General features: G+C 69.7%; 14 protein-coding genes and 1 pseudogene. 6 read left to right on the top strand and 9 right to left on the bottom strand.

Annotated elements, in window-relative coordinates; all coding sequences use genetic code 11:
- Nucleotides 1-103 precede the first annotated feature (103 nt).
- The 6 genes and pseudogenes from CRP45_RS12415 to mftA all read right to left on the bottom strand — a co-directional run bounded on the left by CRP45_RS12415 (nt 104) and on the right by mftA (nt 6,482).
- A complete protein-coding gene (locus tag CRP45_RS12415; protein ID WP_097245160.1) occupies nt 104-1,474 on the bottom strand; it encodes a GAF domain-containing protein in 1,371 nt (456 codons plus the stop codon).
- A gap of 125 nt (nt 1,475-1,599) precedes the next feature.
- Nucleotides 1,600-3,072, bottom strand: a complete 1,473-nt coding sequence (gene mftG / locus CRP45_RS12420) for a mycofactocin dehydrogenase MftG (RefSeq protein WP_097245161.1) — start codon at nt 3,070-3,072, stop codon at nt 1,600-1,602.
- Nucleotides 3,073-3,143: 71 nt separating this feature from the next.
- Entirely contained in the window at nt 3,144-4,547 is a 1,404-nt protein-coding gene (gene mftF, locus CRP45_RS12425) for a mycofactocin biosynthesis glycosyltransferase MftF (protein ID WP_097245483.1), read from the bottom strand.
- A 230-nt stretch (nt 4,548-4,777) separates the two neighbouring features.
- Nucleotides 4,778-5,959: a mycofactocin radical SAM maturase gene (mftC, locus tag CRP45_RS12430; protein WP_245910136.1), complete on the bottom strand. Its 1,182-nt coding sequence runs from the start codon at nt 5,957-5,959 to the stop codon at nt 4,778-4,780.
- 213 nt (nt 5,960-6,172) lie between these two features.
- A pseudogene (mftB, locus tag CRP45_RS34610) lies at nt 6,173-6,364 on the bottom strand (mycofactocin biosynthesis chaperone MftB); the annotation flags it as partial.
- Between the two features lie 13 nt (nt 6,365-6,377).
- Nucleotides 6,378-6,482, bottom strand: a complete 105-nt coding sequence (mftA, locus tag CRP45_RS12435) for a mycofactocin precursor MftA (RefSeq protein ID WP_067784055.1) — start codon at nt 6,480-6,482, stop codon at nt 6,378-6,380.
- A gap of 260 nt (nt 6,483-6,742) precedes the next feature.
- Between mftA and mftR2 the strand changes: the two genes are divergently transcribed.
- Together mftR2 and CRP45_RS12445 are read left to right on the top strand one after the other, a co-directional pair.
- Nucleotides 6,743-7,381 carry a mycofactocin system transcriptional regulator MftR2 gene (gene mftR2 / locus CRP45_RS12440; protein ID WP_245910086.1) on the top strand — a complete coding sequence of 213 codons (639 nt, stop codon included), beginning with the start codon at nt 6,743-6,745 and terminating at the stop codon, nt 7,379-7,381.
- 76 nt (nt 7,382-7,457) lie between these two features.
- Nucleotides 7,458-8,513: a ferredoxin--NADP reductase gene (locus CRP45_RS12445; RefSeq protein WP_097245163.1), complete on the top strand. Its 1,056-nt coding sequence runs from the start codon at nt 7,458-7,460 to the stop codon at nt 8,511-8,513.
- A gap of 202 nt (nt 8,514-8,715) precedes the next feature.
- On the opposite strand, the gene CRP45_RS12450 is transcribed toward CRP45_RS12445, so the two are convergent.
- From CRP45_RS12450 to CRP45_RS12460, 3 genes are all read right to left on the bottom strand, one after another.
- On the bottom strand, nt 8,716-9,459 hold the full coding sequence (locus CRP45_RS12450) for a DNA alkylation repair protein (protein WP_067784053.1): 744 nt from the start codon (nt 9,457-9,459) through the stop codon (nt 8,716-8,718).
- 201 nt (nt 9,460-9,660) lie between these two features.
- Nucleotides 9,661-10,422: a glutamate racemase gene (locus CRP45_RS12455; RefSeq protein WP_067784205.1), complete on the bottom strand. Its 762-nt coding sequence runs from the start codon at nt 10,420-10,422 to the stop codon at nt 9,661-9,663.
- A gap of 42 nt (nt 10,423-10,464) precedes the next feature.
- Nucleotides 10,465-11,661, bottom strand: coding sequence for an NAD(P)/FAD-dependent oxidoreductase (locus tag CRP45_RS12460; RefSeq protein ID WP_097245164.1), 1,197 nt, complete (start codon nt 11,659-11,661; stop codon nt 10,465-10,467).
- Between the two features lie 190 nt (nt 11,662-11,851).
- Between CRP45_RS12460 and CRP45_RS12465 the strand changes: the two genes are divergently transcribed.
- The 4 genes from CRP45_RS12465 (at nt 11,852) to CRP45_RS12480 (ending at nt 13,606) form a co-directional block, all read left to right on the top strand.
- Nucleotides 11,852-12,223, top strand: coding sequence for an SPW repeat domain-containing protein (locus CRP45_RS12465; RefSeq protein ID WP_067784047.1), 372 nt, complete (start codon nt 11,852-11,854; stop codon nt 12,221-12,223).
- A gap of 73 nt (nt 12,224-12,296) precedes the next feature.
- Nucleotides 12,297-12,953: a TetR/AcrR family transcriptional regulator gene (locus tag CRP45_RS12470; RefSeq protein ID WP_067784203.1), complete on the top strand. Its 657-nt coding sequence runs from the start codon at nt 12,297-12,299 to the stop codon at nt 12,951-12,953.
- Between the two features lie 37 nt (nt 12,954-12,990).
- Nucleotides 12,991-13,209, top strand: coding sequence for a hypothetical protein (locus CRP45_RS12475; protein WP_067784041.1), 219 nt, complete (start codon nt 12,991-12,993; stop codon nt 13,207-13,209).
- Nucleotides 13,196-13,606, top strand: coding sequence for a type II toxin-antitoxin system VapC family toxin (locus tag CRP45_RS12480; RefSeq protein ID WP_097245165.1), 411 nt, complete (start codon nt 13,196-13,198; stop codon nt 13,604-13,606). The genes CRP45_RS12475 and CRP45_RS12480 overlap by 14 nt, the downstream gene beginning before the upstream one ends.
- Nucleotides 13,607-13,619: the final 13 nt, after the last annotated feature.

Raw genomic sequence — 13,619 nt, forward strand, 5'->3', positions numbered from 1 at the left:
CTTGTCCATCTCAATCTCGGAAGACAGTTAACTCCGAGCAGATTTGTGCGCGCGACCACAATCAAGGTCGCTGTGTGAGCTAGCGCACTTTCGGATGTGCAGACTATGAGCCGGAACGTTGCATCCGCGTTGCATCGGCGCCGAGGCGGCGATCGAGCACCCGAATCTTGGCCTCGATCTGCGCATACAGCGGAGAATCGCGATCTACTACCGACCGGTACGCGGCCCATGCCGCGGCGTCGTCGCGGCCCTCCGCGCCCGCGGTCCACCGCCGCAACACCGAGGCCTCGCGCGAACCGAGAACCGCGGTGCGCAACCGGACGCGCAGTTCGTCACGAATATCGATAATTCCCGGAGCGGTGGAACGCGGCAGCACCGGACCGGCGTAGAGACGTAATGCGGAATCGACATCACCGGAATCCAGCGCGGCCCGCAGCGCCTCCACATCGGTTGCGACATGAACGCGCAACTTGTATGGGCGCGAGCCGAATACGGTCGGTCCGACCACCGAGCGCAGCCGGGACATGGCGGCGCGGATCGTTCCGTTGTCCAGGTCGGTGTCGTCCAGCAGCAGCGCGAGGTGGTCCGCGCCGAGCCCTTCCGGATGTTCGGCCAGCAGCAGCAGGATCTCGGCGTGCCGCTGCGACAACGGAACTCGGTCGCCCGCGATGGTCAACTGCGGCTGGCCGAGACCGAGCACGTCGAGTCCGAGCCCGCGCGACTCGGCGGGCGCCGCGGGTTCGGGCCGGTCCCGTCCCGGCCCGCCGTGCCTGCCCGAGCGCATCGCGCTGAGCAGGAGGTCCATCTCCGCCGCGGTGGCCGTCGCCTTGACCAGCGCCAGGATCTCCGGCTTCGCCACCCGCACACCCCCGGCTATCACCAGGACACCGACCAGCCTGCCGTCCGGATCGTGCACGGGCGCTGCGGCGCCGGTGATCTGGTGCATGCGGTGCAGGAAGTGCTCGGGACCGTGGATCCAGGCGGCGCGGCCGGTGCGGACCACCAAGCCGACGGCATTGGTGCCGACCCGGCGCTCACTCAGATCGTCGCCCGCGCGCAAACCGATTTCGGCGGCGGCGGCGACTTGCTCGGGTTTGCCGTGCACCCAAAGGACTCGGCCGAATTGGTCGGCGATCAAAACGATCAAGCAGGTGCGGGCCGCGTCCTCGACGAGCAATTTGTCGACGAGCGGCATCAGGGCGGCCATTGGATGGGCGTCGCGGTAGCGTTGCAGATCGGCGCCGCGCAGGCCGCGCTCGCTGAGCACGTCCATCGGATCGACGCCGCTACGCAGGCTGCGCAGCCAGGATTCCAGCACGAGCGGACGCAGCAGACCGGCTAGCTGCGACAGCTGTTCGCCGCCCGCGCTAAGATATCCGTGTGCTTGTGCGGCATAGGCTTCCAAAGCGCCGAGTTGCGTGCCGGGTTCGACGCCGTGCCGTGGGGACCGCCCACCTGCAAGATTGCTGACCATTTGCCTTTCTTTCCGCCACAAACTGTACCGGCGCGTATTCAGGGGTAAGGGCGGTTATTTCGGTTTGTCCGCCAGCTCACACCCGGGACGGACCTCCTCATTTTGTGACCCATTCGTCTTTCACTTCACGATGTGAGCCAGCCCGCAGCGTGTTCGGCGAGCATCACCGCCGTGGCCTGCGGTCCTCGACTCAGCGGCACCGGAACCACGGACAGATCCACCACTGACAAGCCGCTCACCCCGCGCACCGCGCATCGTGCGTCGACCACCGCGTGCTCGTCCCGCTCGCCGCCCATCCGGCAGGTTCCCGAGAGATGTTGCGAGGTGGAAAGATTCGCGCGAAGCCAGGCGTCGTCGCCGCCCTCCGGCGGCGGGTGACACGGGTACGCACCCGGTATTCGTCGCAGCACATCCGCGGCCAGCGCGACGGCCTCCCGCAACCGCGCACGATCGACCGAACCCGCGAGGTAGCGGTGCTCGATCCGGAGCGGGGCGAGCGGATCGGGGCCGCGCAATCGCAACACGCCAGCGGACTCGGGACGCATCAGCGCGACGCCCATGCGGTGCCGGTCACCGGCGAACGGGACTGTGTAAGGCCGGATTTCGATGTCGTCGAGACTCAGCACGTACTCCAGCGGCACCGCGGCGGGCGTCGGAACGTCGAGCTGGTATTCGAGACCGATCTCGGGATGATCGTCGAACCGGGCGCCGACAGGCGATGCAGCGACGACCGGTAAGCCGAGCGCCCGGAGCTGGTCCGGCGGCCCGATCCCGGACCGCAGCAGCAACGCCGCCGACTCCACCGCACCCGCGCACAGCACGATCCGATCGGCCGTCGTCGTGCCGGTGGTCTCGCCGTGCTTGTACTCGACGCCGACCGCGCTGCTGTCGCGGAAAAGGATGCGCGAGACCACAACTCCGCCCCGCACCGACAGATTCGGACGGCCGAGCGCGGGCAGCAGATAGGCCGACGCGGTGCCGACCCGCGCACCGCCGTCGACATTGCACGGCACCGGGCCGACGCCTTCGGCGGGACCCGTCCCCGGCAGCGCGTTCAAATCGGGCACCTCGGCGAAGCCCGCGGCGCGCGCCGCCGCGGCGAACTCGCGGCTCACCGGCGTCGGAACGGCCGTGCGACGCACCGGGATCGGGCCGCCGCGACCGTGGCCGGGTCGGTCGCCGTAGTCGCGGTCGTCCTCCAGCTTGCGATAGGCGGGCAGCACGGACTCGAAGGACCATTCCGCCGCCCCGCCGAGCGTCGCGCTCCACGCCGCGAAATCGGCTGCGGGCGCGCGCACGAAATAGCTGCCGTTGATCGTGCTCGAGCCGCCGAGCGCCCGCCCGCGCACCAGGTTTCCCTCGACGGCGCGAGCGTCGTCCGAGCTCGCCGCCAGCGTCGCGGAATACCGCCACAGCCACCGCGACTCCGGCCCGATCGGCAGCCGCGTCGCATCGCGCAGCGCCGCGGGCATGTCGGCCGCGGCCGACCACACCGGGCCCGCCTCCAGCAGGCGCACGGTGTGGTCCGGCTGTTCGCTCAGCCTTGCCGCGAGCACGCAGCCCGCGGTGCCGCCACCGACGATCAGGGTGTCGACCATAGGAACCAGCTCATCCGACGGGCGGGCCGTCGGCCCGGCAAACAACGATCAGCGCGGTGGCGCGGTGGATTTCACCGCGACGGCGCCGTGGGTTTGAGCGACTCGACGCTGCGCGCCCGGAAGGCGCCGAGCCAGAGCCCGGTGCCGTAGGCGATGTCGTCGAGGCGCTTGTAGGCCAGGTAGCGGAACGGATCGAGCCCGCCCGCGTCGCGGTGGGTGAACCAGTCGGCGAGGCCGTCGGCCACCGCCATGGTCACCGCGATCCGCCGGATACGCCGGGACACCAGCATCGCGAGCACGGTCACCGGCCAGTAGTGCCTGCACATCGCCGACGCCAGCCGCCACAGCCCCGCGAAGAACCCGCGGGCGAGGTAGATGGCCGCGATGCGCGTCGGGTTGTCCAGCGCGGTGAACACCCGGCGCAGCCGCGCGAGCGCGGTCGCCAGGGTGACGATGCCGCCGAGCAGGCCCCACTTCGTCATCGTCCCGAACAGCACCGCGGCGAGCACCGTCCAGGACGGCACCGACAGCGGTGAGACCATGCCGTTGCCGTGCCGCTCGCCGAGCGGCGCCGCGCCGGTGCCGTAGAACAGCTTTCGCCCGAACCAGGACGGGAACGAGACGCGGTGATCGTGCGCCACGTGCGCGGCCGGCTCGTAGCGCAGCCGCCAGCCCGCCCGCTCCAGCCGCCAGCACAGGTCCACGTCCTCGGCGACCCGCATGGTCTCGTCGAAGCCGCCCTCGGCGAGCAGCGCCTGCCGCCGCACCAGCAGCGCGGCGCTCGGCACGTACGAGACAAGGCCGCGGGACTGCACGGCCGCTTCCCGCCTGCCCAGGTCGAGCGAGGAGCGGGTGTGCTCGTAGCGGGCCAGCGCGTTGGACTCCGGATCGAGCGCCACGATGCGCGGTGCGACGAGCGCGACCTCGGGATCGCTGAAGTGCCCGAGCATCACCTCGAGCCAGCCGCTGCGCGGCACCACGTCGGAGTCGAGGAACGCGACGAATTCGCTTGTCGCCGCCCGCAGCCCGGCATTGCGGGCCGCCGCGGGCCCCTGCCGCCGGTCGTGGCGCAGCACGGTGACCCGGCAGCGGGTGCCCCGCGATTCGGGAATCCGCACCGGTTGGTCGGAGCCGTCGTCCACGACGATCACGTTGTGGCCGCGCAGCGCAGCCAACAGCCGGGCAAGGCCGTCGGCGTTGTTGTGCAGCGGCACGATGACGGTCACGTCGTCGGGCGAAGGCAGCAGTTGCGGCCGCGGGTTGGCGACTCCGGAATCGAGCAGCCGTCTGGCAACAACCGCCGACTTGGGGTCGGTGACCTCGAGGTACCCGTCGCCGATCATCTCGGCGGCCTCCGGGGCAAGTCGTAGCAACCTGGCGGGTGAGCCCCCGATCAGGATGCGTCCCCCGGAGTATGCGCGTACCCGTGGATCGATCCGTACCCCGAAGCCGTCGGGCAGTCGATCATGGCGCATTCCTGGCATGCTAGGCGGAGATTCGCGCGCGGGCATCATCGGTCCCGAAAAAAGGATCGAATTCCGCGCGAATAGGCCCGTGACCGTGCGCCACCCGCACCGCGGCGTGTTGCGGTGAAGTTGCGGGCACGTCGATCGCGCTGTGCAGCAACACGTCGGCTATTCATCGACCGACCCTCGATCCGCTGCGCTCGCCGGCTGGCAGCGCACGGCTGGCAACCGGCGGGTGATCATGCCAGGGGACTCTCGTCACAGGCGCGCGACGGACGCCGGGCCGAGAGGGTGAGCGGGATCGGCCCCGCCTTGCGTGCCGTGCCTCGGCGCGGCGCCGCCCGGCGCGAGTGGTCCACCGTGGAGCGGGGAATGGTCCGTCCGGTGTCGGCAAGCGCGGCCTCGCCGTAGCCCTGCACGCACTCGGGGTCCGGTCCGTCGGCGGGCAGTCCGGTGAAGAACTTCGCCGCCATGCAGCCGCCGCGGCAGGCGTCGTAGTGCGCGCATCCCGAGCAGGCGCCGCCGCCGCTCGGCGCGCGCAGCTCGGAGAACAGCTCCGAGGTCTGCCACACGGCGCGAAAACCGCCGTCGGACACCACGTTTCCGGCCAGGAAGCGGTCGTGGATGGCGAACGGGCAGGCGTACACGTCGCCCACCGGGTCGACGAGGCAGACCACGCGGCCCGCGCCGCACATGTTCAGACCGGGCAGCGCCTGCCCGAAGGCCGAGAGGTGGAAGAACGAGTCGCCCGTCAGCACGCCCTCGCCGTTGCGCAACAGCCAGTCGTAGAGCACCCGCTGCTGGTCCGGCGTGGGATGCAGCTCGTCCCACACGTCCGCGCCGCGACCGGAGGGCCGCAGGCGGGTGAGACGCAATGTCGCGCCGTACTTTTCGGCGATCGCGCGGAACTCGTCGAGCTGGCCGATGTTGTGCCTGGTCGCCACGACGGAGAGCTTCGCATCCTTGAAACCGGCGGCGGACAGGTTCTCCAGCGCCCGGATAGCCATGTCGTAGGAGCCGGGTCCGCGCACCGCGTCGTTGACCGCCGCGTCCGCGCCGTCCAGCGAGATCTGCACGTCCACATAGTCGCTCGCGGCCAGCCGGGCCGCGACATCCGGCGTGATGCGAACACCGTTGGTGGAGAACTTGACTCCCACGTTGTGCGCGGTCGCGTAGTCGACCAGCTCCCAGAAGTCCGGGCGCACAGTGGGTTCGCCGCCGCCGATGTTGACGTAGAACACCTGCATGCGCTCGAACTCGTCGATCAGCGCCTTGCACTGCTCGGTGCTCAGCTCGCGCGGATCGCGACGCCCGGACGACGAAAGACAGTGCACGCAGGACAGATTGCAGGCGTAGGTGAGTTCCCAGGTGAGGCAGATCGGCGCGGCGAGGCCGCTCTCGAAACGATCGACGAGCCGCACCGCCCGATCGGCTCGAGACGCGGCACCGGCGGACGCGGCGCTCGACGATGCAGCGCCGCCCGACCGCGGGACCACCCCCGCATCCGGCCGGACGGCCTGCGCCAGCGCGGGCTTGGCTCCCGCGGCGCCGGCCGAATGCACCGGCGCGCCGATGATCATGTCACCTTCGGCGAGTTGCGCGAGCGCCCGCACGTACGGCGCGGCGCCTTCGTCGGCCACACCTGCCGCGCGCAGGGCCGAACGTGCCGACGCGTGCTCCGGCAGCGACCGCACGATCTCGACGACGCGCGGACTCTTCAGGAACGAGAGCTTGCGTGTGCCGAAGTGGTAGAGCAGCGCGCCGAAGGGTTCGGGCCGCAGCGCCACCCTCGGATGGAGTTGCCATCGGGCATCGAGATCGAGCATGCCGGTCGCCCCGTCAGTAGACGCCGCACATGCCGTCGATGGACACCTCTTCGATGAGGCTCTCCTCGACGAGCTCCGCTTCGTCGGTGTCGCTCGGTGCGATGAACTGATGCGGCATGAGAACCTCCGAGTTGACGACGGAACGCGACCACCTGTGTAGTCCCTGTCACACCATAGCGACAAGCCCCGCAAAAGTGAAACACGTTCCAATCGATGGGACCCACCCTTCCCCGTCGCCGCACCAGTGCGCCGCAACCGCCGGTCGCGCGGGCACCGGCCGCACCCCCACCGGTCGGCAGCGCCGCACTCTAGACTTCGGGTGTAGCGCAGCTGAACAGAACGTGACGGGCGGCACATGCCCGCGGCAGTAGAGGTGGCATGGGAGTCGGTCGAATGCAGGCGAGCGGGGGCGGAAACACACTGTCGGAGTCCGAGATCGTCGAGGCCGCGCTGCGCGTGGTTCGCGCGGATGGCGTGGAAAAGCTGTCCATGCGGCGACTTTCCCGCGAACTCGGCGTCTCCCCCATGGCGCCGTACTACTACGTGGCCGACAAGCGCGAGCTGCTCGACCTCGTCGCCAGCGCCGCGCTCACCGGAGTGCGCAAGCCACCGCCGGAATCCGGGCCCTGGCAGCAGCGCCTGCGCGAACTCATCGATCAGATCGATGAGAAACTGCGCAAGCACCCCGGACTCGGCGATGTGCTCATCGAGCAGATGCTGGGCAAACAGCTCGACCTGATCGCCGCCATCATGGAGATCCTGTTCGAGGCGGGGTTCTCCGACCGCAACGTGCTCGCCGCCTACGCGACGATCCACACCTACCTGTTCGGCCGCAGCCGGGTGAACCCGCGCGACCGTGCCCCGCTGTCGGAAGTCGCGCTGCCGGAGTCGGTGGAGCGGGCCACGAAGTACATATCCGACCTGCGCGGCAAGTACGCCTACGACTTCGGCATGGAGGTGCTGATCGCCGGTCTAGAGGCCCAGCTTGTCCACCAGCCGGACCGCGACGTACGATGAAACTGAAACACGTTCTAGTTTTGTCGGTGGCCGCCGGACCAGCTGCCGCCGACGGTGCCGGATTCGAGAGGACGTCATGACAACCGTCGAAGTTCCCCACGGCTCACGCTCGGTCGTGCTGCGGGTTGCCGCGGTCATCACCGAGACGGCCGACACCAATTCGCTGGTCTTCGACGTCCCCGACGAGTTGCGCGAGAAGTTCCAGTACAAGCCGGGCCAGTTCCTCACGCTGCGCATCCCCAGCGACCTGACCGGCTCGGTGGCCCGCTGCTACTCGCTGGCCAGTTCGCCACACACCGACGACCAGCCCAAGGTCACCGTGAAGCGCACCGACGGCGGCTACGGCTCGAACTGGGTGTGCGACAACGTGAAAGCGGGCGATCAGCTCGAGGTGCTGCCGCCCTCCGGCGTCTTCACACCGAAGAACCTCGACGAGGATCTGCTGCTGTTCGGCGCGGGCAGCGGCATCACGCCGGTCATGTCGATCCTGAAGTCCGCGCTGGCCCGCGGCAACGGCAAGATCGTGCTCGTCTACGCCAACCGCGACGCGGACACCGTGATCTTCGCGGGCGAACTGCGCGAGCTCGTCGAGAAGCACCCGCAGCGGCTCACCGTGATCCACTGGCTCGAGCCGCTGCTCGGCCTGCCGACCGCCGACACGCTCGCCACCCTGGTCGCGCCCTACACCGGCTACGAGGCGTTCATGTGCGGGCCGAAGCCGTTCATGGACCGGGTGCACGACGCGCTCGGCAACCTCGGCGTTCCGCGCTCGCGCACGCACGCCGAGGTGTTCAATTCCCTCGCCGGAGACCCGTTCGCCGACCAGGCGCCGGTCGAGGTGAGCGACGAGGAGGCCGCCGACGCGGCGACCGTCGAGGTGGAACTCGACGGCGAGGTGCACGAGCTGAGCTGGCCGCGCAAGCAGACGCTGGTCGACATCATGCTCGCCAAGGGGCTCGACGTGCCCTACTCCTGCCAGGAGGGCGAGTGCGGGTCCTGCGCCTGCACGGTGCTGGAGGGCAAGGTCGAGATGGAGAACGCCGAGATCCTCGACCCCGAGGACATCGAGAACGGGTACATCCTCGGTTGCCAGGCGCGGCCGGTCACGGATCGCTTGCGCATCCAGTTCTGAGCGAAGCGTGGGTGCGCGTGGTCGAGCGACGCGAGCCCCTGCGCGATGCGATCTTCGCGCCACGCACTCGACCCAGCGGCCGAGTGGTCGGCACCATGCGCTCCCCCGGCCGCTAGTTGTCGGGTGCTGAGGGCCGTGCGATCTCCGGGCCGCGCGGCGCTCGGTGCGGTCCGGTCGCCGGGCGGCGCAGACGGCTAGGCGGTCAGCGCGCAGCTCGGTAGGCGCTGCGCTCGGATGCTTCGAGGTGTTCGGTGGCGTAGCCGAGCGCGGTGCGGCCCATTCGGGGTGCGTGCTCGTCCAGGAAACCGGTCAGCAGTGCACGGTCGATGCGCTTGCCGACCTCGCGGAGCATCCAGCCGACCGCCTTCTGAATGAGGTCGCGGCGGTCGGTCAGGAGTTGTTCGCAGAGCTGGAAGGTCGTGCTCGGATCGCCCGCCTTGATGAAGGCGAAGGTGGTCAGCAGGGCGACGCGGCGCTCCCACAGCGAATCCGCGGCGGCCAGTTCGAAGAGCAGATCCCGCGGCCGGTCCAGCAACCACGGGCCGAGGACGTTCTCGGCGGACACGTCGACGAGGTCCCAGTTGTTCACCCGGCCGCGGCGCACCGCGTCCAGGTACAGCCGCACCATCTTCTCCTGTCCCGCCACGTCGAGCGTGCGCGGCTTGGCCGCCTTCGCGAAACGGGCGTTCAGGATGACCAGACCTGCGAGGCGCTCCTCGTGCACGGCGCTGTCGAGCAGGTCGTCGATCTCGGTGAGGTCCAGTGCGGCAAAGCGTTTGGCGACCGCGCGGGTCGTCGGGACGCGCACCCCGATGAACACGTCGCCCTCGCCGTACTCACCGGGGCCGGTCTTGAAGAAGCGCTGGAGATGGATCGCATCGGCGGGGTCGGCGACCTCGGCGAGCGCCTGCCGCACATCCGCCGCGGTCGGCGCGGTTTCGATCATGAACAGCCCTCCGATTCCTCGACTCGGCGCAACGCACACCATTCAACACCCGCCGAGCGGCAGACGACCGAAGGTGACATTCAGCCGACCGGTCCGACCAGATGCCACCTCCAGTCGCGGGAGTCCCTCGGATCGAAGGTGACTTTCAGTCCGTCCGACCGGGTCGGGGACACCCTCGGTCGGGGGTCCCAGTGCCGATGGTCAGGGCTGGGCGCCCAGAATGCGACCGGATTCGAAGGCCGCGGCGCTGGCGGGGAGTGTGCCGGGGCGGCCGCTGTTCAGGACGCGCACGACGCCGTTGCCGGTGGTCGGCCTGCCGAGCGCGTCCATCCGCCGAATGGTTTGCGCGGCAACGGCTTGCGCGCTGTCGAACAGGCGAACACCGACCGGCAGCGCCGCCACGATGGCGTCGATGACCAGCGGGTAGTGCGTGCAGCCGAGGACGACGCCCTCCACGTCGTCGGGGGTCTGCTCGGCGGCACGGGTGATGGAATCGCGGGCCGCCACGAGATCGCCTCGGTCGATGGCGTCGGCGAGGCCGTGGCAGGCCACCCCGACCACCTTGGCGTCGCCGCCGAACTCCGCGATGAGGTCGGCCTGGTACTTGCTCGCGGTGGTCGCCGCGGTGGCCCAGACCGCGACCGAACGACAGGCCGCGGCCGCGGGCTTGATGGCGGGCACGGTGCCGATCACCGGGATGCCGGGGCCGACGTCGGCGCGCACGTGTTCCAGCGCGGTGACGCTGGCCGTATTGCAGGGCAGCACGATCACTTCGGCGCCCGACTCGACCGACGTGCGTGCCGCGCTCACCACGCGATCGACGGTCCACCGCTCCGGCTTCGGGCCCCAGGGAGCGCCGTCCGGATCGAGTTGCAGCAGCAGGTCCACGTCCGGCCGCAGCTTGCGCAGCCAAGCGGCCGTGGGCAGCAAACCCAGCCCCGAGTCGATGAGCGCGACGATCACATCGACCACCGTATTACAGGCGCATCCCCCGGCCGAACCGTCTCAGGTGGACGCGAGCAGGTCGGCGACCGGCGCCGCCGCGGCGATCTTGGCGCGGGCCTTCATGACCTGGCCCGTCATCCCCGCCCCGACGACGCCGGTGAGGACGCCGTTCTTGGTGTAGTAGGCGAGGAACTTGCGGCCGTTGTCGGTGACGACGGTGACCTCGTCGGCGGCGCTCGGGGTGCCGAGGGCCTGGATCTTCACGTCGTACTGGTCGCTCCAGAAGTACGGAACCCGCGCCGCGCTCGGCGGCTCGGCGCCGAGCAGCGCGCAGGCCAGCAGTTTGGCTTGTTCGCCCGCGTTGGTCCAGTGCTCGACCCGCTTGCGCTCGCCCGTCTCGTGCCGCCACGCGGCGACATCGCCAACGGCCCACACCCGATCCGCGGAGGTCCGGCCGACCTCGTCGGCGAGCACGCCGCCACCGTCGGCGGGTTCGGCGAGCGCGATCCCGGAATCGGTCAGCCATTCGGTCACCGGTCGCGAGCCGACACCGATCACGACCAGGTCAGCGAGCAGCTCGGTGCCGTCGGACAACACCGCGCCGCGCACCCGGCCCGCGGCGTCGGCGAGGAAGGTGTCCAGTCCGGTGTGGCAGCGCAGGTCGACGCCTTCGGCGCGGTGCATGCGCGCGACCAGCTCGCCGACCCGCTCGCCGAGGACGGAGGCCAGCGGCGTCGGTTGCGGTTCGATCAGCGTCACCTCGACGCCGCTCGCGCGGAAACTGGCCGCGAGCTCGCAGCCGATGAAGCCCGCTCCGACCACGAGCGCCCTTGTGGCGCCGCGCAATTCGTCGCGCAGCGCGGCCGCGTCCGCGTGCCCGCGCAGCACGTGCACGCCCGTCAGTTCGGGCAGGCCGGGCAGGCGGCGCGGACGCAGACCCGTCGCGATGACGAGCTGGTCGTAGTCGATGGTGCTGCCGTCGGCCAGGGTGATCCGCCGCGCCGCGGTGTCCACGGCGGTCGCCGTGGCGTTCAGGCGCAGCTCGATCCGCTTCTCCTCGAAGAATTCCGCGGGGCGCAGCGTGGTGTCGTCGGTCTCGCCGCGGACGAATTGCTTGGACAGCGGCGGGCGGTCGTAGGGCAATCGCGACTCGTCGCCGACCAGGACCAGCTCGCCGGCGTATCCGGCGCGGCGCAGTTCCTCGGCGGTGCGCAGCCCGGCGAGTCCGGCCCCCACGATCACGATCGGCGCGGTCATGCGGCAATCCCTTCATCCGTCGGTACGACCCTCACCCTAGCGTCTGCTTGGTTCAGTTCGGATGTGTCGGCGGTCACTCTCGAAGGGGGCTGGGGATCGCCACGCAATCGTGTCCGTACCGATATTGATCGGGCGGTCAATCAGGACTATACCGAGGTCAGAACATAATTCGAGCCCTAGGAGGCACACCATGTTCACCGAGAGTCGCGCGCAGGACCTGCTTGCCGTCATCCTCGGCGCCTTCACCGCGCTGTCCCCCATCTGGGTGGACACGAACGACAGGGCAATGTGGACGATGATCGTCCTCGGCGTCCTGATCGCCCTCACCGGCCTGGCCCAGATGGCCCGACCGGCCATGGCTATGGCCGACTACGCGATGGCGCTGTTCGGCGCACTGCTGTTCATCGCGCCATGGGCGATGGACTACACCGAGTTCCGCGGTGCATCCTGGACCTCATGGGTCGTCGGCGTGGTCACGGTTGTCGTCGCGATCGCTGCGCTGCCCGCGGTCACGGCGCGCATGCACCGGACGACGAGCGGCGGAGTCGCTCCGCACCTCTGATGCGTGACGTGCGAATCCTGAACCGCGAACCGGTCTTCGGCCGGACGGCAACGAGGACGCACCACTGATGCAGATGCCCAAACCCGGTCGCCACCTGGTCCGGCGACCGGACGATCCCGCCCGGACCGGGCGCCGCCGCAGCGCCAAGATCGACGGCGACGCCCGGCAACTCATCCTGGACGCCGCCGAGAATCTCTTCGCGGCACAGGGATTCGACGCCACCGCGACGGCGGCCATCGCCGCGGGCGCCGGCGTCCCCAAAGGCCTTGTCTTCTACTACTTCCCGACCAAGGATTCGATCCTGTCCGCGCTCATGGCCGAGCGCATGCCCACGCAGCCGATCGACGACATCGGCGCCGTCGTCGCCCCCGGCGATCCGGCCACCAGCCTGGTCAACCTCGACGCCGCGCTGAACCTGCGCGACCACCACTCCTCGGTGCTGCGGGTGATCATGTGGCGCGAGGCCGACACCCATCCCGACGTGCGCCGCCAACTCCGCCACCTGCGCGACCAGCTCCTCGACGTGACCGCCCGCGTCCTCCAGGCCAGCGCACCAGCCCCCGTCCGCCCCGGCACCCTGCGCGCCTGCGCCGCCGCCTGGGTCTCGGCCATGTTCGCCATCGCAAGCACCGACCGCCTACACGCCCTCGACGGCATCCCCCTCCCCACCACCGACGAAATCCTCAACGTCGCCCAGGTCGTCGCCGCAGGCATGACCCAACTCGGCTGACGCCGATCGGCGTGGCGGCTGTCGTAGCATGGAAATCGTGACCGCCGCGCGCGACTATTCCGAGCTCCACGCGCTCATCGACCAGCTGAATCCCAGCCAGGCCGACGAGGTGCGTCGCCACGTGCTGCGACTGGTCCAGCCCCGTTCCGAGCGGTTCTCGGTCCTCCGAACATTCGACGGTCCGTCGACAGACCTCGGCGCGCGCGCCAAGGACGTCCTGCGCGACGAAATCGGCGAATCCGATGCTGATCGTTGACACCGGGCCACTCGTCGCCTACCTCAACCGCCACGACAACGACCACCAGCGCTGCGCCGAACTCTTCACCGGACGAACCGACGAGTTGCTGCTGACGCCTTATGTCGTCACCGAGGCCTGCTACCTGGTCTGCAAGTACGTCGGCGCGGCGGCCGAGATCAATCTCGTCGAAGCGATCGCGGCGGGCGACCTGACACAGGTCGACATCACCGATGCCGACCTGGACCGGATGGCCGAATTGATGACGCAGTACCGTGGCTTTCCGCTCGGCGTGGCGGACGCCTCGGTCACAGCCGTCGCCGAGCGCCTCGATGCGGTCGAGATCGCCACGCTGGATCATCGCCACTTTCACGCCGTGACACCGAGGCACACGCCGGGCTTCAAGCTCCTGCCCTGAGGCACCTGCGGAG

The sequence above is a fragment of the Nocardia amikacinitolerans genome (genome assembly GCF_900215415.1).
In the GTDB taxonomy this organism is placed as follows: domain Bacteria; phylum Actinomycetota; class Actinomycetes; order Mycobacteriales; family Mycobacteriaceae; genus Nocardia; species Nocardia amikacinitolerans.

Excerpts from the sequence above, each read along its gene's own strand:
- CRP45_RS12445 (WP_097245163.1), top strand. The coding sequence starts at position 7,458 with ATGACAACCGTCGAAGTTCCCCACGGCTCACGCTCGGTCGTGCTGCGG.
- CRP45_RS12415 (WP_097245160.1), bottom strand. The coding sequence starts at position 1,474 with ATGGTCAGCAATCTTGCAGGTGGGCGGTCCCCACGGCACGGCGTCGAA.
- CRP45_RS12460 (WP_097245164.1), bottom strand. The coding sequence starts at position 11,661 with ATGACCGCGCCGATCGTGATCGTGGGGGCCGGACTCGCCGGGCTGCGC.
- CRP45_RS12465 (WP_067784047.1), top strand. The coding sequence starts at position 11,852 with ATGTTCACCGAGAGTCGCGCGCAGGACCTGCTTGCCGTCATCCTCGGC.
- mftA (WP_067784055.1), bottom strand. The coding sequence starts at position 6,482 with ATGCCGCATCAGTTCATCGCACCGAGCGACACCGACGAAGCGGAGCTC.
- CRP45_RS12470 (WP_067784203.1), top strand. The coding sequence starts at position 12,297 with ATGCCCAAACCCGGTCGCCACCTGGTCCGGCGACCGGACGATCCCGCC.
- mftR2 (WP_245910086.1), top strand. The coding sequence starts at position 6,743 with ATGGGAGTCGGTCGAATGCAGGCGAGCGGGGGCGGAAACACACTGTCG.
- mftG (WP_097245161.1), bottom strand. The coding sequence starts at position 3,072 with ATGGTCGACACCCTGATCGTCGGTGGCGGCACCGCGGGCTGCGTGCTC.
- CRP45_RS12450 (WP_067784053.1), bottom strand. The coding sequence starts at position 9,459 with ATGATCGAAACCGCGCCGACCGCGGCGGATGTGCGGCAGGCGCTCGCC.
- CRP45_RS12480 (WP_097245165.1), top strand. The coding sequence starts at position 13,196 with ATGCTGATCGTTGACACCGGGCCACTCGTCGCCTACCTCAACCGCCAC.
- mftF (WP_097245483.1), bottom strand. The coding sequence starts at position 4,547 with ATGCGCCATGATCGACTGCCCGACGGCTTCGGGGTACGGATCGATCCA.